Below are 21047 nucleotides of genomic sequence, written 5' to 3'. Positions count from 1 at the left end.
CCCGGCATGATGGAAAGGACAGATGGGCGACACCACCGACGGGTCTTTGACCGCAGCGCAAGGCGCGCTGCCGCAAGGCCAGACGACACCAGCGGCACCGGCGCCGAATTCAGCGCCGTCCAAGCTGCCCGATGCAACACCCGCACCGGCACCGCGCCGCAGCTTTCTTTCCCGCCTTTTCGCGCGCCGCGGCACCTCTGTGCCCGAAGCCGCGCATCTGGCCACACCGGCGCCAACGCTGCGCCCGGCCCATGGCATGGGCAACCTGCGCCGGATGCGGGTCGAGGATGTCTCGATCCCCAAGGCCGATATCGTGGCGGTGCCATCGACCATCACCCGCGACGATCTGGTGAAGGTGTTCCGCGATTCCGGGATGACCCGGGTGCCGGTCTATCAAGACACGCTCGACACCCCCATCGGCTTTGTCCATCTCAAGGATTTCGCGCTGAAGCACGGGTTCAATGGCCCCGGCGGCGGACGCTATTCGCTCAAGGCGCTGCTGCGCCCGCTGCTGTTCGTGCCACCGTCGATGCCAATCGGCGTGTTGCTGCAAAAGATGCAGCAAGAGCGGCGGCATATGGCGCTGGTAATCGACGAATATGGCGGTGTTGACGGGCTGGTGACCATCGAGGATCTGATCGAACAGGTGATCGGCCAGATCGAAGATGAGCATGACATCGAAGAGGGTGCGCTCTGGACTCACGAGCCATCCGGCAGCTGGCTGGTCTACGCCAAGACGCCGCTGGACGAGTTCGAGGCCGAGTCCGGGGTGTCACTGACCGATCATGACAGCGTCGACGAAGAGGAAATCGACACGCTCGGCGGGCTGGTGTTCATGCTCTCGGGTCGGGTTCCGGCGCGCGGCGAGGTGGTGGAACACCCGGCGGGCCATGAATTCGAGGTGATCGACGCCGATCCGCGCCGGATCAAGCGCCTGCGGGTGCGCCTCCATGCCACCGCCGCGAATGGCTGACAGCCCGATCCCGGCGCCGACCAACCCGCCGCGCCGCAGCCTGCGGCAACGGCTGGCACCGCCGCGTCCGAAAATGGCGCTGCTGGCGGCCGCTGTCGGGGCGCTGGCGGCGATGGGGCTGGCCCCGTTCAACCTCTGGCCACTGGCGCTGCTGGCGCTGGCGGCCCTGGTCTGGCTGCTGGCACGGGCCAGCGGCCGGGCCGATGCGATCTGGATCGGCTGGGCGGCGGGCGCAGGCTACTTCGCCCTGGCCCTGCACTGGATCGTCGAGCCGTTCCTGGTCGATATCGCCCGCCACGGCTGGATGGCGCCGTTTGCGTTGATTTTCCTGGCCGGGGGGCTGGCGCTGTTCTGGGGCCTGGCCGCCGGTCTAGCGCATCTGCTGGCCCCGCGCGGGGCGCTGCGCCTGGTCGCCATCGTCGCCGCACTGACGCTGGCGGAACTGCTGCGCGGCTATGTGCTGACCGGCTTCCCCTGGGCGCTGATCGGCCATGTCCTGATCGCCTCGCCGCTGCTGCCGCTGGCGGCCTGGGTCGGGCCTGATGGGCTGACCCTGCTGGCGCTGGCGCTGGCCGCCGGGCTGTCGCTGCTGCCCGCACGACCGTTGGCAGCCGGGGCACCGCTGGCACTGGTTGCGGCAGGGCTGTTCCTGACCGCCCCGCTGTTCGCGCCGCGCCCGCCCGCGACCGCTGCCGATGCGCCGATCCTGCGGCTGATGCAGCCCAATGCCGCCCAGAACGAGAAATGGGATCCGCGGATGATCCCGGTGTTTCTCGACCGGATGCTGGCCTATTCCGCCGCGAGTCCGGTGCCGGATGTGATAATATGGCCGGAAACCGCCGTCCCGGCGTTTCTGGAAACCGCGCCAGGGCTGATGCAGGCGATTGGCGGTCAGGCGGGTGGCGCGCTCAGCGTCATCGGCATCGAACGGCGCGAAGACGGCGCCTATTACAATTCTCTGGCGGTGATCGCCCCAGATGGCCAGATCGCTGATGTCTATGACAAGCATCATCTGGTGCCGTTTGGCGAATATCTGCCGCTCGGCGGGTTGCTCTCGCGGCTCGGCCTGTCGCCGTTGGTTGCCCGCTATTCCGGCTTTGCCGCCGGGGCTGGGCCATTGTTGGTCGATCTCGGTCGCGCCGGTCGTGCCCTGCCGCTGATCTGCTATGAGGCGGTGTTCCCGCGCGACATTTCCGCCGCGCTGGAGCGGCCCGATCTGCTGTTACAGATCACCAATGACGCCTGGTTTGGCGGCTTTTCCGGGCCGTTTCAGCATCTCGCCCAGGCACGGCTGCGGGCGGTGGAACAGGGGCTGCCGATGGTGCGGGTGGCCAATACCGGGGTCTCGGCGATGATCGCGGCGGATGGCCGGATCCTCGGCTCGATCCCGCTCGGGCAGACTGGATACCTCGACCTGCCGCGCCCCAATGCCGCCGCACCGACGCTGTTTTCCCGAACCGGCAGCTGGCCGGTGGCGCTGCTCGCCGGGCTTGGCCTGCTTGTTGCCGCGCTGCAAGGCTGGCGGCAATTGCGCGCCCCAGGGCATTGACCTTGCCCATTGGCTGAGACTAGTTGGGCGAAATCCCGTCACAACGGCTTCCTGGCGTGACGGGTTAAACCCAATGGAGCGCTCTTCATGACTCGCAAGAATTACATCTTCACCTCGGAATCCGTTTCCGAGGGGCATCCGGACAAGGTCTGTGACCGGATCTCGGATGCGGTGCTCGACGCGCTGCTGACCGAAGAACCGCAGGCCCGCGTCGCCTGCGAGACCTTTGCCACCACCAACCGGGTGGTGATCGGTGGCGAAATCGGGCTGTCTGATTCAGCCAAGCTGACCGAGATGATGGGCCGGATCGAAGGCATCGCCCGCGACTGCATCCGCGACATCGGCTATGAGCAGGACAAGTTCCACTGGCAGACCGTCAAGGTCACCAACCTGCTGCACGAACAATCCGCCCATATTGCCCAGGGTGTGAACGCCCGCGACAACAAGGACGAGGGTGCCGGCGATCAGGGCATCATGTTCGGCCATGCCACCACCGAGACCGAGGCGCTGATGCCGGCGCCGATCCAATATTCTCATGCGATCCTGCGCCGCCTGGCCGAGGCCCGCAAAAGCGGTGAAGAGCCGAGCCTGCGCCCGGATGCCAAAAGCCAGCTGAGCCTGCGCTATGAGGGCGGCAAGCCGGTCGAGGTGACGCAGTTGGTGCTGTCGACCCAACATGCCGATGAAGGCCAGTCCAGCGAAGACATCCGCGCCATCGTCGAACCCTATATCCGCCAAGTGCTGCCCGACGGCTGGATCACCGCCAACACCGAATGGTGGGTGAACCCGACCGGCACTTTTGTCATCGGCGGCCCGGATGGCGATGCCGGTCTGACCGGACGCAAGATCATCGTCGACACCTATGGCGGCGCTGCCCCGCATGGCGGTGGCGCGTTTTCCGGCAAGGATCCGACCAAGGTGGATCGCTCGGCCGCCTATGCGGCGCGCTATCTGGCCAAGAATGTGGTCGCAGCCGGGATGGCCGAACGCTGCACGATCCAGCTGTCCTATGCGATCGGCATCTCGAGACCGCTGTCGATCTATGCCGACACCCATGGCACCGGCGAGGTCGACGAGGCCGAGATCGAGCGCGCCGTGGCGCAGGTGATGGACCTGACCCCGCGTGGCATTCGCGAGCATCTGCAGATGAACAAGCCGATCTACCAGCGCACCGCCGCCTATGGCCATTTCGGCCGGGCCCCGGATGCCGATGGCGGATTTTCCTGGGAGAAAACCGATCTGATCGAGGCGCTGAAAAAGGCGGTCTGAACTTTCCGGCAAGTGGCGGCGCTTTGACGGGTCAATCCCAGGTTGCCGGGTCAAGCCGGAAAAGTGCTGCCAGTTGGCGATAGACCTCGGGTTCCTCGTGGGCGAGCCGCGTCGGTTGTTCAAAGAACACCTCGACCGCAACCGCAAAGAATTCCTCGGGCGCGACCGCGCCATAGGCATCAAACACGGCCCTGTGGCCGTGTTCGACCTTGCCGACATGCCGGTGAAAGGCGCCGCCGATGACACGGTGCCATTCGGCCAGGCTCTGGCCCCTGTTCAGGACAGGGATGCCATCGGTGCGGCCCGACAGGTCGTCGATCTGATGGGCGAATTCGTGAAACACCACGTTGTGGCCATCCGCCGTGTCTTCGGCGCCCTGCGCGGCATCCGCCCAGGACAGGATCACCGGCCCGCGTGCCCAGCTTTCCCCGGTGCGCACGGTTTCGCGTTCGGTCACCACATAGCCATTTTGTTCCTTGCGCCGCGACTTGAAAGCGCCGGGATAGACCAGGATGGTGCGAAGATTGCTGAACCAGGTGTCGGTGTTCACCACCAGCAGGCAGGCCTGCGCCGCGATCGACAGTTCGATGTCCTCAGTCACCTCCAGGCCGTTGCAACCGATGAACTCGATCTGATCCAGAAACAGAGTGATCTTGCCGTCCAGTTTGCCGCGCAGTTCGGTCGGAAGCCTGCGGGTCAGCGGCACCGAGGTTTCGACGATGGCGCGCTGCTCCGCTGACAGCGCGGTGGCCAACAGCCGGGCCCGGGCGCGGCGTTTCGACCAGGCCCGATAGGCAACCAGGCTCGCGCCGAGAAGCAATAGCAGAAGGACAATCCACATCCGCGCCATCTACACCGGACGCAAATCCCGTGGTAGCGGATTTATGCGCCGCAGCGCATCTTGTCGGCGCCGGGCGGGGCCACTAAACCGGCGGGATGACAGATCAGCACCCCTCTGGCGCCCCCTGGCGCAATTTCTATGGCCGTTACAAGGGCAAGCATCTGCGCAAGTCGCAGGAGGCCTATCTCGATCAGGATCTGGCGGCATTGTCGCCCGGGCCGGTGGATTGGGAGGTCAACCCGGAGCGCAGGCCGCTGGATCTGGCGGCGCTGTTTGATGGCCGCGAGGTCTGGCTTGAAATCGGCTTTGGCGGCGGCGAGCATCTGGTGCATCAGGCCGGGTTGCACCCGGAGGTCGGGATCATCGGCGCCGAGCCTTATATCAATGGCGTCGCGATGCTGCTGGGCAAGATCCGGCAGGCGGGGGTGGACAACCTGCGGGTACATCCCGGCGACGCCCGCGATCTGTTCGACGTGCTGCCCGAGGCCAGTATCGCCAAGGCCTTTCTGCTCTATCCCGATCCCTGGCCCAAGGCGCGCCATCACCGGCGCCGGTTCGTGACCCCCGAACATCTGGCGCCGCTGGCGCGGGTGCTGAAACCGGGCGCGGAATTCCGGGTGGCGACCGACATCGCCGATTATGTCCGCCAGACGCTGGAAGAGGTGCCGCGCCAGGGCTTCACCTGGCTGGCCGAGGGGCCTGAGGATTGGCGCCGCCCTTGGGCTGACTGGCATTCGACCCGCTACGAGCAAAAGGCGCTGCGCGCCGGCCGGGTGCCGCATTACCTGACCTTCCGGCGCGACGGATAGCGCCCCTCCGGGGGGAATATTTTTGGCAAGATGAAGCCCCGGCGCCGCGATGGACGTGACCGCCTTGCTGGGTTATCAGGCCGGGGCAATGGCAGGGAGAGTTCCGATGGCGACGCATGGTAATCCGGTTCCGATGATCGCCCACGGGGGCGCCCCGCTGCAGGGCGTGGCCGAGGTGCCGGGGGACAAATCGATCAGCCACCGGGCGCTGATCCTGGGGGCGCTGTCAATTGGCGAGACCCGGATCACCGGGTTGCTGGAAGGACAGGATGTGCTCGACACCGCCGCGGCGATGCGCGCCTTTGGCGCCGAGGTGACGCAGCAGGGACCGGGCGCCTGGACGGTGCAGGGGGTTGGCGTCGGCGGCTTTGCCGAACCAGAGCAGGTGATCGATTGCGGCAATTCCGGCACCGGGGTGCGGCTGATCATGGGCTGCATGGCGACCTCGCCAATCAGCGCGACCTTTACCGGCGATGCCAGCCTGAATGGCCGCCCGATGGCGCGGATCACCGACCCGCTGGCGCTGTTCGGGGCACGCGCCTTTGGCCGCCGCAGCGGGCGCCTGCCGATGACCATTGTTGGCGCCGAGTCGCCGGTGCCGGTGCGCTATGCGACGCCGGTGCCCTCGGCGCAGGTGAAATCGGCGGTGCTGCTGGCCGGGCTGAACGCCCCGGGCGAAACCGTGGTGATCGAACGCGAGGCGACACGCGATCATTCCGAGCGGATGCTGCGCGGCTTTGGCGCCACGCTCAATGTCGAGGACAGCGCCGACGGCCGGGTGATCACCCTGGTCGGACAGCCGGAGCTGGTCGGACAGGTTGTCGATGTGCCACGCGATCCCTCAAGCGCCGCCTTTCCGGTCTGCGCGGCGCTGATCACCGAAGGCTCGGACGTGCTGGTGCCCAATATCGGCCTGAACCCGACCCGTGCCGGCCTGTTCGAAACCCTGCGCGAGATGGGCGCCGATCTGACCTATGAGAACCCGCGCGAAGAGGGCGGCGAGCCGGTGGCCGATCTGCGCGCCCGGTTCTCCCCGGCGATGAAAGGCATCGAGGTGCCGCCGGAGCGCGCCGCCAGCATGATCGACGAATACCCGATCCTGTCGGTGGTCGCCGCCTGCGCCGAGGGGCGCACCCTGATGGCCGGGGTCAAGGAATTGCGGGTCAAGGAAAGCGACCGGATCGACGCGATGGCCGTAGGGTTGCGCGCCTGTGGCGTCAGCGTTGAGGACGGCGCGGATTGGTGGGCCGTCGAGGGGCGCGGCCCCGGCGGCGTGCCCGGCGGCGCGACGGTGGAGAGCCGTCTCGATCACCGGATCGCAATGTCGTTCCTGTGCCTGGGTCTGGCCGCACAAGCGCCGGTCAGCGTCGATGACGGCGGCCCGATCGCCACCTCATTCCCGGTGTTCGAGCCATTGATGCGCGGCCTTGGTGCAAAGATCGAACGGGTCGAGACATGAGCCGACGGTGGGCGCTTTGGCTGGTCTTCGGGCTGAGCTTTGTCGCCGCCGGGGCGCTTTATGCAGCGATGGCCACGCTGACCCTGCCGGCGCTTCTGGCCGGGCCCGAGGCGCTGCGCCCGTTTGATGTGCGCCCGCTGGGCTATGATGCGGCTGAGGCACGGGCCTATCTGGCGGCCTTGTCACAACAGGGCCGGGCGACCTACCTGGGGCTGCAGCAGCGGCTGGATTTCTGGTTTCCGGCGGCCAATGCGCTGTGGATGGGGGCGGCGGTGCTGCTGCTGTTCGGCGGGCGGGTCCGGTTTGTGTTGCTGGCGGTGATCCTGGCGGCAACTTTGGGGGATTATTCGGAAAATGCGGCGGTGGCGGCGCTGTTGACAGCGGATCCCGGCACGCTCAGCGATGCGACGATTGCGACCGCCAACCGGTTTACCTTGATCAAATCGCTGGGCACCTCGCTGGTCTGGCTGGCGCTGCTGGGCGGATTGTTCATGGCATGGAGGCGACGGAAATGACGGGCGCAACATCATACAACGGGGCCTTTACCGTGGCCATCGACGGGCCGGCGGCGGCGGGCAAGGGCACGATATCCAAGGCCGTCGCGGCGCATTTCGGCTTTGCCCATCTCGACACCGGGCTGATCTATCGCGCCTGCGGGCGGCGGGTGCTGGATGGCACCGCGCCTGAGGCGGCGGCGCGGGCGCTGCGGCCTGAGGATCTGCAGGCCGATGGGCTGCGCAATCCCGAGGTGGCGCAGGCGGCCAGCCGGGTTGCCGCGATCCCCGAAGTGCGTGCGGCGCTGGTCGAGTTTCAGCGCGACTTCGCCCGTCGCGCCGGGGGCGCGGTGCTGGACGGGCGCGACATCGGCACGGTGATCTGCCCAGAGGCCGAGGTGAAGCTCTTTGTCACCGCCGGTGACGAGGTGCGGGCCGAGCGGCGCTACCTGGAGCTGTGCGGCAACGGCATCGAGGTGACCCGGGCCGACGTTCTGGCCGATCTGCGCGCCCGTGACGCCCGTGACGCGGGCCGCGACGCGGCGCCGATGCTGGCGGCGGCGGATGCGCTGACCCTGGACACCTCGGACATGGCGATCGAGCAGGCGGTGGCGGCGGCGATTGCCGCGGTTGCGGCACAGTTGCCACGGAGTTGAGCGGCCCGACCCGGGGGCGTTGTCCGGTCACGACTTGACCGGTATCCTGCCCTCTCAATGCCACAACCGGTGGGTACACATCGGGGTGGAGGATCGAGCAGCATGAACAAACACGCAACCCTGACGTTGATGGACGACGCCACCGCGCTGCCCGATGTGGCGGTCAATCGGCGCGTTCTGATCTGTGATCTTGACGAATTGATAACCGGCGATCTGCGGCTCGAAGCGTTCTGGGCCGGGTTCGCGGTGCATGGGCTGAGCCACGCGATGGTGCTGCTCGGGCAGACCCGACCGCTGCCGAAACGGGTCGATGTCAGCCACCTGCCGTTTCAGGAAAGCCGGATTGCCGCGCTCAGGGCCTGGCGGCGGCAAGGGCTGCGGGTGGTGCTGGTGACCGGCGCCGATCAGGGCTTTGCCGAGGCGGTGGCCCGGCATCTTGATCTCTTTGACGAGGTGCATGGATCGGTCCCCGAAGACGAGCGCGCCGAATTGCTGGATTCCCGCTTTGGCGCCGAAGGTTTTGATCATATTGAATCGCACACCGTTCCGGCCCCCAGGAGCCGGGCCGATCTGGTCCTGCCGATGCTCAAGGCGCTGCGCCCGCATCAATGGGCCAAGAACGGGCTGATCTTTGTGCCGCTGCTGGCCGGACATGCGCTGGAACTGGTCACCCTGTTTCAGGCGGTGCTGGCCTTTGTCGCCTTCAGCATGGTCGCCTCCAGCGTCTATCTGCTGAACGATTTGCTGGATTTGGCGGCTGACCGGGCGCATCCGCGCAAGCGCAACCGCCCCTTTGCCAGCGGCGCGCTGCCGCTAAGCTATGGCACCTGGATGGCGCTGGGGCTGCTGGCCCTGGGGGCGGCGGTGGGCACCGCGCTGGGGCCGGTGTTTCTGGCGGTTCTGGCCGGGTATTACGCGCTGACCACCCTCTATTCCTTTGCCTTGAAGGAGCGCCCGATCATCGACATCTGCACTCTGGCCGGGCTCTATGCGCTGCGCATCGTCGCCGGGGGCGCCGCGACCGGTATCGGGCTTTCGGTCTGGCTGCTGGCCTTTTCGATCTTTTTCTTCTTTTCCCTCGCCGCAGTGAAACGTCAGGCCGAACTGGTCGATGGGCTGGCCACCGGGCGCAAGATGGCGCGGCGTGGCTATCGTGTCGACGACCTGCCCCTGGTGTCGATGATGGCCCTGGCGGCGGGTTATGTTTCGGTGATGGTGATGGCGCTTTATGTGCATTCACCGGAAGTGCGCGAGCTTTACTCCAAGCCTGAGATGCTCTGGGGAATCTGCGCGGTGCTGCTCTATTGGCTCAGCCGGATCGTGTTCATCACCCACCGGGGCCGGATGCATGACGATCCGGTGGTCTTTGCCGCCCGTGACCGGGTCAGCCAGCTGCTGTTCATTGTCGTCCTCGGAATTTTCAGTGCGGGCAGCCTGCTGTGACACTGACAACGCTGGTTCTGCGCCATTCCGGGTTTGCCTGTCTGGCGGTGCTGGCCAATCTCAGCATGCAGCGGGTGCTGCTGTCGCTCGACGCCTCTCTGCTTGGCTATAGCGGCGCGCTGATTGTCGGCACCGGGACTGGCCTGGTGGTGAAATACATCCTCGACAAACGCTGGATATTTGGCGACCGGGCGACTGGGCTGGCCGCGCATGGGCGCCGGTTTTCGCTCTATTCCCTGATGGGGGTGGCGACCACGGCGATCTTCAGGGTCAGCGAAACCGCGTTCTGGCTGATCGGCTATGCGGTGAAATACCGGCTCGACCGCCGCTTTGTGTTCTCGCAATCGGCGCCGGCAGCATGAGGCTGGCGGCATGAGTCAGAGCCTGTCGGGCTGGGGCCGGTATCCGGTGCTGGACTGCGAGTTGAGCCAGCCGCGTGACGAAGCGGCCCTGCGCGCCGCTTTGGTGCAGGGCCCGGTGATCGCCCGGGGCAATGGCCGCGCCTATGGCGATTCGGCGCTGCAACCGGCGGGCACCATCGACATGCGGGCAATGAACCAGCTGCACGACTTTGATCCTGCCACCGGTCAGGTCGTGACCGAGGCCGGCGTCCTCCTTGGCGATATCATCACCGCCTTTCTGCCGCGTGGCTGGTTTCCGGCGGTGACACCGGGGACCAAGTTGGTGACCATTGGCGGCTGCATCGCCTCGGATGTGCATGGCAAGAACCACCGCCACGCCGGCGGCTTTTCCAACCATCTCGACTGGATCGAACTGATGGGCGCCGATGGCCAGGTGATCCGCGCCGATGCCAACAGCAATCCGGACCTGTTCCGCTGGACACCCGGGGCGATGGGCCTGACCGGGGTGATCCTGCGTGCCGGGTTCCGCCTGCAAAAGGTGACCAGCGGCTGGATTCAGCAAGACACCATCGCCTGCGCCAATCTGGGCGAGGCAATGGCAGTTCTGGAAGACACCGACGCCGCCTATTCGGTGGCCTGGTTCGATTGCCTCGGTCGCGGTGCGGCGCTGGGCCGGTCGCTGGTGATGCTGGGCGAACACGCCGCGCGGGATGATCTGCCATCGGACAAACGCCACCGCCCCTTCCATGTGCCACCGCGCCGTCGTCGCCGGGTGCCGATGGATGCGCCCGCTGCGGCGCTGAACCGGTTCACCCTGCGGGCGTTCAACCGGCTCTATCACTGGAACGGCCGCCGCCATGCCGGCCGGGCGCTGGTCGATTGGGACAGCTATTTCTATCCGCTCGACGCGATCCTCGACTGGAATCGGATCTATGGTCGCGCCGGGTTTGCCCAGTTTCAATGCGTGATCCCGCTGCAATCGGCCCGCGACGGGTTGCACGATCTGCTCGGTGCGATTTCCGAGTCCGGACAGGGATCGTTTCTGGCGGTGCTGAAACGGCTGGGTCCGCAGGACAGCCCCTTTGCCTTTCCGATGGAGGGCTACACATTGGCGCTGGATTTCCCGGTGAATGACCGGACGCTGGCGCTGCTGCGCGAGCTGGACGCGATCACCGTCGATCATGGCGGGCGGTTCTACCTGACCAAGGACAGCCGCCTGTCGGCAGAGACCCTGCGCCACGCGGATAGGCGGGTGGCGGAATTTGCCGAAATACGCAACAAATACGGACTGACGGGCGCCTTTGCCTCGGCCCAATCGGAAAGGTTGAATCTGTGAAAGATACGGTTCTGATTCTGGGTGGACGCTCGGATATCGGGCTGGCGGCGGCCCATGCCCTGGCCGCCGAGGGCCATCCGATCCAGCTGACTGCGCGCCATGTCGCCGGGCTGGAGGCGGCGCGCACCGACCTGGCCCTGCGCCATTCGGTCGAGGTCAGCCTGCATGAGATCGACGCGCTGGCGACTGCGGGCCACGAAGATTTCGCCGCCGGGCTGCACCCCGAACCCGGCATCGTCATCTGCGCCATCGGGGCGCTGGGTGAGCAGGTCAGGGACGAAGAGGATCACGCCAGCGCCGTGCAGGTGATGCGCGCCAATTTCGAGGGGCCGGCGATCCTGATGGCGGTCTTTGCCAATCGCATGGCGGCGCGGGGCAGCGGCACTCTGGTCGGCATTTCCTCGGTCGCGGGCGACCGGGGGCGGGCATCGAACTATATCTATGGCGCCGCCAAGGCCGGGTTCACCGCCTATCTCTCCGGCCTCAGGAACCGGCTGGCGAAACAGGGTGTGCATGTGGTGACGGTCAAACCCGGCTTTGTCGCCACCCGCATGACCCAAGGGCTGGACCTGCCGGAAAGGCTGACCGCGCAGCCGGATGCCGTGGGTCAGGCGATCCGCCGCGCCATCCAGAACAAGCGCAACGTGATCTATGTGAAACCAATCTGGTGGCTGGTGATGAGGGTGATCAAGGCGATTCCCGAGGCAATTTTCAAGAAAACCTCGATCTGAACCCGCCCGCGCGCGGGTGATCATCGCTCAGGCGGCTTGCAATTCGCGGCCCCGCCCCGTATGACGCGCGCGTCGACAAGGCGCAAACGCCGCAACGAAAACACGAGCAGAGGGTCGGGACGAACCGGCCCTGTTTTGTTTGCGGGTGCTCAGTGACCAAACCCCAAGACCGGCGGAGACAACCGCGCGGCCAGAAAAATCGAAACAAAGGATATCGAAAGCCACATGGCTATGAACGCATCTATGGAGGAATTCGAAGCCCTCCTGAACGAAAGCCTCGAAATGGACACGCCCGATGAGGGCTCTGTCGTCAAAGGCAAGGTCATCGCAATCGAAGCGGGCCAAGCCATCATCGATGTCGGCTATAAAATGGAAGGCCGCGTCGATCTCAAAGAATTTGCAAGCCCCGGCGAAGCGCCCGACCTGTCGGTCGGTGACGAAGTCGAGGTTTTCCTGCGCTCGGCAGAAAACTCGCGCGGTGAAGCGGTTATTTCCCGTGAAATGGCCCGCCGCGAAGAAGCCTGGGACCGCCTGGAAAAAGCCTACGCAGACGACGCGCGCGTCGAAGGCGCGATCTTTGGTCGGGTCAAGGGTGGCTTTACCGTCGATCTGGGCGGTGCGGTTGCCTTCCTTCCCGGCAGCCAGGTTGACGTCCGCCCGGTGCGCGACGCCGGCCCGCTGATGGGTCTGAAACAGCCGTTCCAAATCCTGAAAATGGACCGTCGCCGGGGCAACATCGTTGTGTCGCGCCGCGCCATCCTGGAAGAAAGCCGTGCCGAACAGCGTGCCGAAGTCATTGGCAACCTGACCGAAGGTCAGACTGTCGACGGCGTGGTCAAGAACATCACCGAATACGGGGCCTTTGTGGACCTCGGCGGTGTCGATGGCCTGCTGCACGTCACCGACATGGCCTGGCGCCGGGTCAACCACCCGTCGGAAATCCTGTCGATTGGCGAGACCGTCAAGGTTCAGGTCATCAAGATCAACAAGGAAACCCACCGTATCAGCCTGGGCATGAAACAGCTGCAAGAGGATCCCTGGAACCTCGTCGCTGCCAAATACCCGCTGGATTCGACCCATCAGGGCCGGGTGACCAACATCACCGATTACGGCGCGTTTGTTGAGCTTGAGCCGGGCGTCGAAGGCCTGGTCCACGTCAGCGAAATGTCCTGGACCAAGAAGAACGTCCATCCGGGCAAGATCGTTTCGACCAGCCAGGAAGTCGAAGTCATGGTGCTGGAGATCGATCAGGCGAAACGCCGGGTGTCTCTGGGTCTGAAACAGACCATGCGCAACCCGTGGGAGGTTTTCGCGGAAACCTATCCCGAGGGCACGGTTGTCGAAGGCGAAGTCAAGAACATCACCGAATTCGGTCTGTTCGTTGGCCTCGACGGCGACATCGACGGCATGGTCCACCTGTCCGACCTCAGCTGGGACGAACGGGGTGAGGACGCGATCCAGAACTATCGCAAGGGCGATATGGTTCAGGCGGTCGTTTCCGAAGTCGACACCGACAAAGAGCGGATTTCGCTTTCGATCAAGAACGTCGGCGGCGACAAATTCGCTGATGCGGTTGGCGGCGTGAAACGGGGATCGGTGATCACCGTGAACGTCACCGCCATCGAAGACGGCGGCATCGAAGTGGAATATGAAGGCATGAAATCCTTCATTCGCCGCTCTGATCTGTCGCGCGACCGGTCCGATCAACGCCCCGAGCGTTTTTCGATCGGCGACAAGGTCGATGCGCGGGTCACCAATGTGGACAGCAAATCGCATCGTCTGGGTCTGTCGATCAAGGCGCGCGAAATTGCCGAAGAGAAAGAGGCCGTGCAACAATACGGGTCCTCGGACTCGGGTGCGTCGCTTGGCGATATCCTCGGCGCGGCGCTGAAAGGCGACGATTGATCGCCTCTCGCGATTGCGTCTGAAGACATGAATCGGGGCCCCGGCGGAACTGCCGGGGCCCTGTTTTTTTGACCCGAATCAATGCGGTCTGCGCTGCGTCGCGGCATCGCCCCGCACCCCAGCCCGATGAGGTTTCAGAGCAGATCCTGGCGGCTCGATGCCTGGAAATATTGCGCGACCTGCCGGAATCTCATGAATTCTCGGTGGATAGCACCTATCTAAGTGTTTCCGCGCTGAAACAAATTTTCTATAGTCATCACTGCTGCAAACGAAGTTCTTAGCAAGCCCTGGGGAGTGCTTTTGCCGATGATCCGTTCGGAATTGATTCAGATTGTCGCTGAGGAAAACCCTCATCTATATCAACGCGATGTTGAAAGGATCGTGAATACGATCTTTGATGAGATCATCAAGGCGATGGCAAATGGTGATCGGGTTGAACTGCGCGGTTTCGGCGCATTTTCAGTAAAGAAACGCGATGCCAGATTGGGGCGCAATCCGCGCACCGGCGAATCTGTCGAGGTTGAAGAAAAATACGTTCCATTTTTCAAAACCGGGAAATTGTTGCGCGACCGGCTGAACGGAAAGGCATGATCTGATGCGTTACCTGCGCTACGCCTTCCTCGTGGCTCTTGCGGCGGGGCTCATTTCTGTCGCTCTGGCGAATCGCCAGATGGCGACGCTGACGCTGCTGCCGGACGGGCTGTCGCGGATCGTCGGCATGAACACCGCGATTGAACTGCCGCTGTTCGTGGTGATCTTTCTCGGTATCCTCGCCGGGCTGCTGATCGGGTTCGTCTGGGAATGGCTGCGCGAATACAAGCACCGCTCGGAGGCGCGCCGCCACGCCAAGCAGGCGGGCAAGCTGGAACGCGAAGTGCGCCGCCTGAAGGGCGAAAAGCACAAGGGCAAGGATGAGGTTCTGGCGCTGCTGGAATAGGCCGGAGCCGCCGATCATGACCGTCTCAGTGAAAATCTGCGGCCTGCGCCGCGCCGAAGACATCCGCACCTGTGCCGAGGCCGGGGTGCGCTATGTCGGATTCAACTTTTTCTCCAAATCACCGCGCTATGTCACATTCGAGGCGGCCCGCGCCCTGGCGCTGGAGGTGCCGCCCGGGGTCGCCAAGGTCGCGCTCAGCGTCGATGCGGATGACGCGCTGCTGGACCGGCTGACCGATGCGGTGCCGCTCGACATGCTTCAGCTGCACGGATCGGAAAGCCCTGAGCGGGTGGCGGCGGTGCGCGCCCGCTATGGCCTGCCGGTGATCAAGGCCATCGGCATCGCCGAGGCCGCCGATCTGGCCGCTATCCCGCTTTATGAGGCGGTGGCCGATCAGCTGTTGATTGACGCCAAACCGCCACCTGACGGTGACTTGCCGGGCGGCAACGGGCTGACTTTTGATTGGCAATTGCTTGCGGGTCGCAAATATTGGGCCCGGCCCTGGATGCTGTCCGGTGGCCTGACCCCGGAGAACGTCGCCGAGGCGATCCGCCGGACTGGCGCGCGCCAGGTCGATGTTGCCTCCGGTGTCGAATCGGCGCGCGGGGTCAAGGACGCGGAACTGATCCGCAGGTTTGCCGCCGCCGCCTCTGGTGACGCGGCGACGGGCTGACGCTCAGAATCCGACATCGCTGCGGTTCACCCGCGGCACCCCGTGTCGCACCAGTGCCTGATCGACGAAATCGTGGTCGCTGCGGCTCAACCTTTGATGGCGCGGATAGATCGGATCGGCGCGGTCATCCAGCACCGTGCCCCAGCCGTCGGTGGTGTCAAAGAACCGCAGGGCAGCATCGGCGTCGAATTCGCGTAGATAGCCCGCGATCACCACATCCAGATAGGACAGCAGCACCGGCTGCTTCTGTGGCGCGGGCGGATGCTTGGCGACAGGAATCGTGTAGATCGCAACCTGGGTGTCGGGGCCCATCGCATGGTCGATCTGCCCGGCGGCTTCGACCCGGTCATAGGCCTCTTCGCGCCGGTCCAGCGCCTGCCAGTCGGCAGCGGGCACCGCCGCGATCAGCCCGTCGATCACGCTGTCAGGGTCGGGAATCGCCGCCAGCACCGCCGCCCGGCGCCCGGCGATATGGCGCCATGTCCGCCGCCAGCCGCGCGCCCGCGCCGGTTGCGCCTCGGGATAATCATGGGTTGCCCGGTTCACCAGCGAACCATAGCCGAAAAAGAAAGGGTCCATACCGCCACTTTTGATCTGTGTCATGTCATTAGATGTTATTTCTTGTCAGCTTTTAGGTCTTCAGAACAGAGGTCACTGATGCGCCTGACCAAAAGAACCAACATTTCCATGCGAGTGCTGATGTATTGCGCCGCGAATGCTGATCGGCTGGTCACCAAGGCGGAAATCGCCCAGTGCTGCAACATTTCCGAAAACCATCTGGCACAGGTGATCAACCGGCTGGGGCAGCTTGGTTTTCTGCACACCCAGAGGGGCCGCAACGGCGGCATGACCCTGGCGCGCGAGGCTGCGGATATCCAGGTCGGTGCGGTGTTTCGGGCCATCGAAGCCGCAGTGCCGGTCGCCGAATGCTTCAGCGAGACCGACAACACCTGTCCGCTGATTGCCGCCTGCCTGCTGCGCCGAGCCATCGCCGACGCGACAGAGGCCTTCTATGCAAAGATGGACGAGGTGACCCTGGATCAGCTGGTTCACGGCAATACCCCCCTGCTGAGCCTTCTGGCAACCGACACCCGCCACGACCGGTCCGCACCGGTTTGACTTGCATCGACCCGCCCGGTTGGTAATCATCACGGTATCGATACGGGAGAACCGGCAATGCCGGTGCCGAAGGAGCAACCGCCCCGGAAACTCTCAGGCCCATGGACCGTTTCGACAAGGAACTCTGGAGAGAGGCGCAGCTGATGCGTCCGCCGAAGGGATAGCGTTCTCAGGCGAAGGGACAGAGGGGGCATTGCAGCGCGCGGAACGATCCGCGCGTATATGTAATGCCGGTTCCGGTCCTATCGGCCCCGGCACAACCCTACGGAGGGATGATGACCGGGCTTTTGAAAACCCCATTGCATGGGCTGCACCTGGAACTTGGCGCCCGGATGGTCGCCTTTGCTGGTTACGACATGCCGGTGCAATATGCGCCCGGGGTGATGAAGGAACATATCCACTGCCGCGACGCTGCGGGCCTGTTCGACGTGTCGCATATGGGCCAGGTGATCCTGCGTGGCGACAACTATCCGGCGATTGCGCACGCACTTGAGGCGCTGATCCCGGTCAACATCGCCGACCTGGCACCGGGGCGTCAGCGCTATGGCTTTTTCACCAATGATGCGGGCGGGATTCTGGATGATCTGATGCTGGCCAACCGCGGCGACCACCTGTTCCTGGTGGTCAACGCCGCCTGCAAGCAGGCGGATCTGGCGCATCTGCGTGCCCATCTCAGCGGCATCGAGATCACCGAGGTCACCGACCGCGCCCTGGTCGCCCTGCAGGGACCGCAGGCCGAGGCGGCATTGGCCAGGCTGGCCCCGGCGGTGGCGCAGATGCGATTCATGGATGTGCTGACGCTGGATATCCTCGGCGCGGATTGCTGGGTGTCGCGGTCGGGCTATACCGGCGAGGACGGGTTCGAAATCTCGGTTCCTGCGGACAGGGCCGAGGCGCTGGTGCGGGCGCTGCTGGTGGATGAGCGGGTGCTGCCGATCGGGCTGGGCGCCCGCGACAGCCTGCGGCTTGAGGCCGGGCTGTGCCTTTATGGCCATGACATGGACGCCGAGGTTTCGCCGGTCGAGGCCGGGCTGGCCTGGGCGATCCAGAAGGTTCGCCGCAGCGGTGGCGACCGGGCCGGCGGCTTTCCCGGTGCCGGACGGATCCTGTCGGAATTGGACGCCGGTGCGTCGCGGCTGCGGGTCGGGCTGCTGCCCGAAGGCCGCGCCCCGATGCGCGAAGGCACGCCGCTGTTTGCCGATGCTGAGGCCGCCGAGCCGATCGGCGCGGTGACCTCGGGCGCCTTCGGTCCGACGCTTGGCGCGCCGATGTCGATGGGCTATCTGCCTGTTGATCTGGCCACGCCCGGCACCGAAATCCTTGGTGAAGTGCGCGGCAAGCGCCTGCCGGCCCGGGTGGCCACACTTCCCTTTGTTCCCGCACGTTTCAAACGCTGACAACCTGACCCAGAAAACCCTAGACAAGCCAGAGAGAAGCCCGATGAAGTATACCGAAGAACACGAATGGCTCCGCGCCGAGGACGATCTGATCGTCGTCGGAATCACCGAACATGCCGCCGAGCAACTGGGCGACATCGTCTTTGTCGAATTGCCCGAGGTCGGCACCACGGTCAGCAAGGATGACGAATGCGTGGTGATCGAAAGCGTCAAGGCCGCCTCCGACATCCTGGCGCCACTGGACGGCGAGATCGTCGAGGTGAATGCGGCGCTGGTCGACAATCCCGGCGCGGTCAATGACGATCCGTTGGGCGATGCCTGGTTCTTTAAGATCAAGCCCGACGATCTGTCGCAAATGGATGATTACCTGTCCGAAGCACAGTATAAGGACATGATCGCGTGATCCGATGACTGTCCTGCGCATCGTGCCCAATCTGACCTGCGATGACCCGGCACAGCTGTCGGGCTTTTATCGCGATCTGTTTGGGGTCGATGTGGCGATGGACATGGGCTTTATCGTGACGCTGGCCGCATCCGGCGGCCAGCAGTCTACGCAGCTGTCGCTGGCCAGCGAAGGAGGGTCGGGCACCCCGGTGCCCGCATTGTCGATCGAGGCTGACGACCTTGAGGTTGCCATCGCCCGGGCGGCGCAGCTGGGCATCGCCCCGGAATACGGGCCGGTTGAGGAACCCTGGGGCGTCCGCCGCTTCCATGTCCGCGATCCGGCGGGCCATCTGATTAATGTTCTGACCCATATGAGGCCGACATGAATGATGATCCCCGCCCTGCCCGATCCGCCCGGATCGAACGTCTGATTGAAGCGCCACAGGCAGATGTCTTTGCCGCCTGGGCCGACAGCGACCTGCTGGCGCGATGGCTGCCGCCTGTCGGGCTCAGCCTCGATATCGAGAGTTTCGAGTTCCGCGAGGGCAGCACCCTGGCGCTGGTTTTCAACTATGGCCAGGCTGATCCCTGGGCCAAAACCGGCGTCGATCACACCTCGGTTCGCATGCGTTTCGCTGAAATCTCGGCCCCGGATCGGTTGCGACTGGAGGTCACGTTTCTGACCGATCAGCCGGGGTTCGAGGTGCCGATGCGCAGCACCTGGACCTATGAACCCATCGGCCCACACACAAGGGTTGTCGTCGAAACCGAAGACATCCCGGAGGGAATGGCGATTGAGGATCACAAATCCGGGGTTACCGCCCTGCTCGCCAATCTCGCCCGGGTTATGAAACCGGTCAGCAAAGTCTGACCCCCCGGATTATCCGCCCTACAGGAGCTTTCATGACATTCGCGCCCACCGATTATCAGCCCTATGATTTTGCCAACCGTCGTCACATCGGCCCATCTCCGGCGGAAATGGCGCAGATGCTCAAGGTGGTCGGGGCGGCCAACCTTGAGGCGCTGATCGACGACACCGTGCCGCAGGGCATCCGCCAGGACGATCCGCTGGATTTCGGGGCGCCGATGTCGGAACAGGAATTGCTGGTCCACATGCGGGCGGTGTCGAAAAAGAACAAGGTGCTGACCTCGCTGATCGGCCAGGGCTATCACGCCACGATCACGCCCCCGGCGATCAAGCGGAACATCTTTGAAAACCCGGCCTGGTACACCGCCTACACCCCCTATCAGCCCGAGATTTCGCAAGGGCGGCTTGAGGCGCTGCTGAATTACCAGACGATGATTTCCGACCTCACCGGCCTGCCGATTGCCAATGCCTCGCTGCTGGACGAGGCGACAGCGGCGGCCGAGGCGATGACGATGGCGCAACGCTCGGCCAAGTCGAAGGCGACGGCCTTCTTTGTCGACGAGGCGCTGCATCCGCAGAATATCGCAGTGATCCGCACCCGGGCGAAACCGCTGGGGATCGAGATCATTATCGGACGGCCCTCGGACCTCGATGCCGAAGCGGTGTTCGGCGCGGTGTTCCAGTATCCCGGCAGCAATGGCGTGCTGCGCGATTTCGCGCCGCAGATGCAGGCGTTGCACGCGGCCAGGGCCATCGGCATCGTCATCGCCGATCCGCTGGCGCTCTGCGTGCTCAAGGAACCCGGCGCCATGGGCGCCGATATCGCCGTCGGCTCGACCCAGCGCTTCGGGGTGCCGGTCGGCTATGGCGGCCCGCATGCCGCCTATATGGCCTGCAAGGACGAGTTGAAGCGCAGCATGCCGGGCCGTCTGGTCGGGGTCAGCATCGACGCGCGCGGCAACCGCGCCTACCGGCTGGCGCTGCAGACCCGCGAACAGCATATCCGCCGCGAAAAAGCGACGTCGAATGTCTGCACCGCACAGGCGCTGCTGGCAGTCATGGCCTCGATGTACGCGGTGTTTCACGGGCCAAAGGGGCTCAAGGCCATTGCGCAGCGGGTGCATGCCCAGACGGTGGATATGGCGGCGGGCCTGCGCGCTGCGGGGTTCGATGTGTTCCCGAAACGGGTGTTCGACACGCTGACGGTCGATGTCGGCCCATTTCAGGCGACGATCCTGAAATCGGCACGCGAAGAGGGGATCAACCTGCGCCGGGTCGGCGACACCAGGATCGGCATTTCGCTGGACGAATGCACCACCCCGGCGGTGATCGAATCGGTCTGGCGCGCCTTTGGCGTCAGCGACCGCAAGGCGGCGACCGATCCGGTCTATGACCTGCCCGAGGCGCTGGTGCGCGAAAGCGATTACCTGACCCACGATATCTTTCACATGAACCGGGCCGAGACCGAAATGATGCGCTATATGCGCCGCCTGTCGGATCGTGATCTGGCGCTGGACCGGGCGATGATCCCGCTCGGCTCCTGCACGATGAAGCTGAATGCCGCGACCGAGATGATCCCGGTGTCCTGGGATGAATTCGCCGCACTGCATCCGTTCTGCCCGCCCGATCAGGCGCAGGGCTATGCTGAAATGATCAATGACCTCTCAGCCAAGCTCTGCGATGTCACCGGCTATGCGGCGTTCTCGATGCAGCCCAATTCCGGCGCCCAGGGCGAATATGCCGGGCTGTTGAGCATCGCGGGATTTCACGCGGCCAATGGCGCGGCGCATCGCAATGTCTGCCTGATCCCGACCTCGGCCCATGGCACCAACCCGGCCTCGG

23 protein-coding genes and 3 riboswitches are annotated in these 21047 nt (G+C 64.7%); of the genes, 21 read left to right on the top strand and 2 right to left on the bottom strand.

Translation table 11 applies throughout. From position 1 onward, the window contains the following. Window positions 1–22 precede the first annotated feature (22 nt). From P1U48_RS11190 to metK, 3 genes are all read left to right on the top strand, one after another. Entirely contained in the window at window positions 23–973 is a 951-nt protein-coding gene (locus P1U48_RS11190; RefSeq protein WP_301069068.1) for a hemolysin family protein, read from the top strand. Next, window positions 966–2522, top strand: a complete 1557-nt coding sequence (gene lnt / locus P1U48_RS11185) for an apolipoprotein N-acyltransferase (protein WP_301069066.1) — start codon at window positions 966–968, stop codon at window positions 2520–2522. Before P1U48_RS11190 ends, lnt begins: the two co-directional genes overlap by 8 nt. Window positions 2523–2554: 32 nt before the next feature. Then, window positions 2555–2603: riboswitch (SAM-SAH riboswitch) on the top strand. A gap of 6 nt (window positions 2604–2609) precedes the next feature. Continuing rightward, window positions 2610–3791 (top strand): methionine adenosyltransferase, encoded by a 1182-nt coding sequence (metK, locus tag P1U48_RS11180; RefSeq protein WP_301069065.1) that lies wholly within the window; start codon window positions 2610–2612, stop codon window positions 3789–3791. Between the two features lie 31 nt (window positions 3792–3822). On the opposite strand, the gene P1U48_RS11175 is transcribed toward metK, so the two are convergent. Continuing rightward, entirely contained in the window at window positions 3823–4632 is an 810-nt protein-coding gene (locus P1U48_RS11175; RefSeq protein WP_301069064.1) for a M90 family metallopeptidase, read from the bottom strand. 95 nt (window positions 4633–4727) lie between these two features. On the opposite strand from P1U48_RS11175, the gene P1U48_RS11170 reads away from it, so the two are divergent. The 12 genes from P1U48_RS11170 to P1U48_RS11115 all read left to right on the top strand — a co-directional run bounded on the left by P1U48_RS11170 (window position 4728) and on the right by P1U48_RS11115 (window position 15437). Next, complete coding sequence (locus P1U48_RS11170) at window positions 4728–5441, top strand: tRNA (guanine(46)-N(7))-methyltransferase TrmB (RefSeq protein WP_301069063.1); 714 nt, start codon at window positions 4728–4730, stop codon at window positions 5439–5441. 106 nt (window positions 5442–5547) lie between these two features. Then, window positions 5548–6900: a 3-phosphoshikimate 1-carboxyvinyltransferase gene (gene aroA / locus P1U48_RS11165; RefSeq protein WP_301069143.1), complete on the top strand. Its 1353-nt coding sequence runs from the start codon at window positions 5548–5550 to the stop codon at window positions 6898–6900. Next, complete coding sequence (locus P1U48_RS11160; RefSeq protein ID WP_301069062.1) at window positions 6897–7415, top strand: hypothetical protein; 519 nt, start codon at window positions 6897–6899, stop codon at window positions 7413–7415. The genes aroA and P1U48_RS11160 overlap by 4 nt, the downstream gene beginning before the upstream one ends. Then, window positions 7412–8050 (top strand): (d)CMP kinase, encoded by a 639-nt coding sequence (locus tag P1U48_RS11155; RefSeq protein ID WP_301069061.1) that lies wholly within the window; start codon window positions 7412–7414, stop codon window positions 8048–8050. The genes P1U48_RS11160 and P1U48_RS11155 overlap by 4 nt, the downstream gene beginning before the upstream one ends. Window positions 8051–8152: 102 nt before the next feature. Then, window positions 8153–9493 (top strand): UbiA family prenyltransferase, encoded by a 1341-nt coding sequence (locus tag P1U48_RS11150; RefSeq protein ID WP_301069060.1) that lies wholly within the window; start codon window positions 8153–8155, stop codon window positions 9491–9493. Continuing rightward, entirely contained in the window at window positions 9490–9855 is a 366-nt protein-coding gene (locus P1U48_RS11145) for a GtrA family protein (RefSeq protein WP_301069059.1), read from the top strand. The genes P1U48_RS11150 and P1U48_RS11145 overlap by 4 nt, the downstream gene beginning before the upstream one ends. 10 nt (window positions 9856–9865) lie before the next feature. After that, entirely contained in the window at window positions 9866–11191 is a 1326-nt protein-coding gene (locus tag P1U48_RS11140; protein WP_301069058.1) for an FAD-binding oxidoreductase, read from the top strand. Beyond that, a complete protein-coding gene (locus P1U48_RS11135) occupies window positions 11188–11922 on the top strand; it encodes an SDR family oxidoreductase (RefSeq protein ID WP_301069057.1) in 735 nt (244 codons plus the stop codon). The genes P1U48_RS11140 and P1U48_RS11135 overlap by 4 nt, the downstream gene beginning before the upstream one ends. A 198-nt stretch (window positions 11923–12120) precedes the next feature. Then, the gene (gene rpsA, locus P1U48_RS11130; RefSeq protein WP_301069142.1) at window positions 12121–13827 is read left to right on the top strand and encodes a 30S ribosomal protein S1; all 1707 of its coding nucleotides are present in this window, start codon (window positions 12121–12123) and stop codon (window positions 13825–13827) included. A gap of 306 nt (window positions 13828–14133) precedes the next feature. Then, the gene (gene ihfB, locus P1U48_RS11125) at window positions 14134–14418 is read left to right on the top strand and encodes an integration host factor subunit beta (RefSeq protein ID WP_301069056.1); all 285 of its coding nucleotides are present in this window, start codon (window positions 14134–14136) and stop codon (window positions 14416–14418) included. A 4-nt stretch (window positions 14419–14422) separates the two neighbouring features. Further along, the gene (locus P1U48_RS11120; RefSeq protein WP_301069054.1) at window positions 14423–14764 is read left to right on the top strand and encodes a LapA family protein; all 342 of its coding nucleotides are present in this window, start codon (window positions 14423–14425) and stop codon (window positions 14762–14764) included. Between the two features lie 16 nt (window positions 14765–14780). Then, on the top strand, window positions 14781–15437 hold the full coding sequence (locus P1U48_RS11115) for a phosphoribosylanthranilate isomerase (protein ID WP_301069053.1): 657 nt from the start codon (window positions 14781–14783) through the stop codon (window positions 15435–15437). Window positions 15438–15440: 3 nt separating this feature from the next. Here P1U48_RS11115 and P1U48_RS11110 read toward each other — a convergent pair whose 3' ends face one another. Then, entirely contained in the window at window positions 15441–16040 is a 600-nt protein-coding gene (locus P1U48_RS11110) for a gamma-glutamylcyclotransferase family protein (protein WP_301069052.1), read from the bottom strand. 54 nt (window positions 16041–16094) lie between these two features. Here P1U48_RS11110 and P1U48_RS11105 point away from each other — a divergent pair, with 54 nt between their 5' ends. The 6 genes from P1U48_RS11105 to gcvPA form a co-directional block, all read left to right on the top strand. Then, the gene (locus P1U48_RS11105; RefSeq protein WP_301069051.1) at window positions 16095–16556 is read left to right on the top strand and encodes an Rrf2 family transcriptional regulator; all 462 of its coding nucleotides are present in this window, start codon (window positions 16095–16097) and stop codon (window positions 16554–16556) included. Between the two features lie 33 nt (window positions 16557–16589). Continuing rightward, window positions 16590–16675: riboswitch (glycine riboswitch) on the top strand. A gap of 3 nt (window positions 16676–16678) precedes the next feature. After that, a riboswitch (glycine riboswitch) is annotated at window positions 16679–16743 on the top strand. A gap of 88 nt (window positions 16744–16831) precedes the next feature. After that, window positions 16832–17953 (top strand): glycine cleavage system aminomethyltransferase GcvT, encoded by a 1122-nt coding sequence (gcvT, locus tag P1U48_RS11100; RefSeq protein WP_301069050.1) that lies wholly within the window; start codon window positions 16832–16834, stop codon window positions 17951–17953. 43 nt (window positions 17954–17996) lie between these two features. Next, entirely contained in the window at window positions 17997–18356 is a 360-nt protein-coding gene (gene gcvH, locus P1U48_RS11095; protein WP_301069049.1) for a glycine cleavage system protein GcvH, read from the top strand. 4 nt (window positions 18357–18360) lie between these two features. Continuing rightward, window positions 18361–18723, top strand: coding sequence for a VOC family protein (locus tag P1U48_RS11090; RefSeq protein WP_301069048.1), 363 nt, complete (start codon window positions 18361–18363; stop codon window positions 18721–18723). Beyond that, window positions 18720–19208 (top strand): SRPBCC domain-containing protein, encoded by a 489-nt coding sequence (locus P1U48_RS11085; protein WP_301069047.1) that lies wholly within the window; start codon window positions 18720–18722, stop codon window positions 19206–19208. The genes P1U48_RS11090 and P1U48_RS11085 overlap by 4 nt, the downstream gene beginning before the upstream one ends. 32 nt (window positions 19209–19240) lie before the next feature. Further along, window positions 19241–21047 (top strand): aminomethyl-transferring glycine dehydrogenase subunit GcvPA (gcvPA, locus tag P1U48_RS11080; protein WP_301069046.1); only part of this gene is annotated, 1807 nt, incomplete at its 3' end.

This window comes from Pseudooceanicola sp., from assembly GCF_029213205.1.
Taxonomy (GTDB): Bacteria; Pseudomonadota; Alphaproteobacteria; order Rhodobacterales; family Rhodobacteraceae; genus Pseudooceanicola.
The sequence above is the reverse complement of the archived record's forward strand: the minus strand, read 5'-3'. Positions and strand labels throughout refer to the sequence as shown.

Excerpts from the sequence above, each read along its gene's own strand:
- aroA (WP_301069143.1), top strand. The coding sequence starts at position 5,548 with ATGGCGACGCATGGTAATCCGGTTCCGATGATCGCCCACGGGGGCGCC.
- P1U48_RS11090 (WP_301069048.1), top strand. The coding sequence starts at position 18,361 with ATGACTGTCCTGCGCATCGTGCCCAATCTGACCTGCGATGACCCGGCA.
- P1U48_RS11105 (WP_301069051.1), top strand. The coding sequence starts at position 16,095 with ATGCGCCTGACCAAAAGAACCAACATTTCCATGCGAGTGCTGATGTAT.
- P1U48_RS11115 (WP_301069053.1), top strand. The coding sequence starts at position 14,781 with ATGACCGTCTCAGTGAAAATCTGCGGCCTGCGCCGCGCCGAAGACATC.
- ihfB (WP_301069056.1), top strand. The coding sequence starts at position 14,134 with ATGATCCGTTCGGAATTGATTCAGATTGTCGCTGAGGAAAACCCTCAT.
- P1U48_RS11085 (WP_301069047.1), top strand. The coding sequence starts at position 18,720 with ATGAATGATGATCCCCGCCCTGCCCGATCCGCCCGGATCGAACGTCTG.
- P1U48_RS11175 (WP_301069064.1), bottom strand. The coding sequence starts at position 4,632 with ATGTGGATTGTCCTTCTGCTATTGCTTCTCGGCGCGAGCCTGGTTGCC.
- P1U48_RS11170 (WP_301069063.1), top strand. The coding sequence starts at position 4,728 with ATGACAGATCAGCACCCCTCTGGCGCCCCCTGGCGCAATTTCTATGGC.
- P1U48_RS11160 (WP_301069062.1), top strand. The coding sequence starts at position 6,897 with ATGAGCCGACGGTGGGCGCTTTGGCTGGTCTTCGGGCTGAGCTTTGTC.
- metK (WP_301069065.1), top strand. The coding sequence starts at position 2,610 with ATGACTCGCAAGAATTACATCTTCACCTCGGAATCCGTTTCCGAGGGG.
- P1U48_RS11140 (WP_301069058.1), top strand. The coding sequence starts at position 9,866 with ATGAGTCAGAGCCTGTCGGGCTGGGGCCGGTATCCGGTGCTGGACTGC.
- P1U48_RS11120 (WP_301069054.1), top strand. The coding sequence starts at position 14,423 with ATGCGTTACCTGCGCTACGCCTTCCTCGTGGCTCTTGCGGCGGGGCTC.
- lnt (WP_301069066.1), top strand. The coding sequence starts at position 966 with ATGGCTGACAGCCCGATCCCGGCGCCGACCAACCCGCCGCGCCGCAGC.
- P1U48_RS11110 (WP_301069052.1), bottom strand. The coding sequence starts at position 16,040 with ATGACACAGATCAAAAGTGGCGGTATGGACCCTTTCTTTTTCGGCTAT.
- P1U48_RS11155 (WP_301069061.1), top strand. The coding sequence starts at position 7,412 with ATGACGGGCGCAACATCATACAACGGGGCCTTTACCGTGGCCATCGAC.
- gcvT (WP_301069050.1), top strand. The coding sequence starts at position 16,832 with ATGACCGGGCTTTTGAAAACCCCATTGCATGGGCTGCACCTGGAACTT.
- P1U48_RS11190 (WP_301069068.1), top strand. The coding sequence starts at position 23 with ATGGGCGACACCACCGACGGGTCTTTGACCGCAGCGCAAGGCGCGCTG.
- P1U48_RS11150 (WP_301069060.1), top strand. The coding sequence starts at position 8,153 with ATGAACAAACACGCAACCCTGACGTTGATGGACGACGCCACCGCGCTG.
- gcvH (WP_301069049.1), top strand. The coding sequence starts at position 17,997 with ATGAAGTATACCGAAGAACACGAATGGCTCCGCGCCGAGGACGATCTG.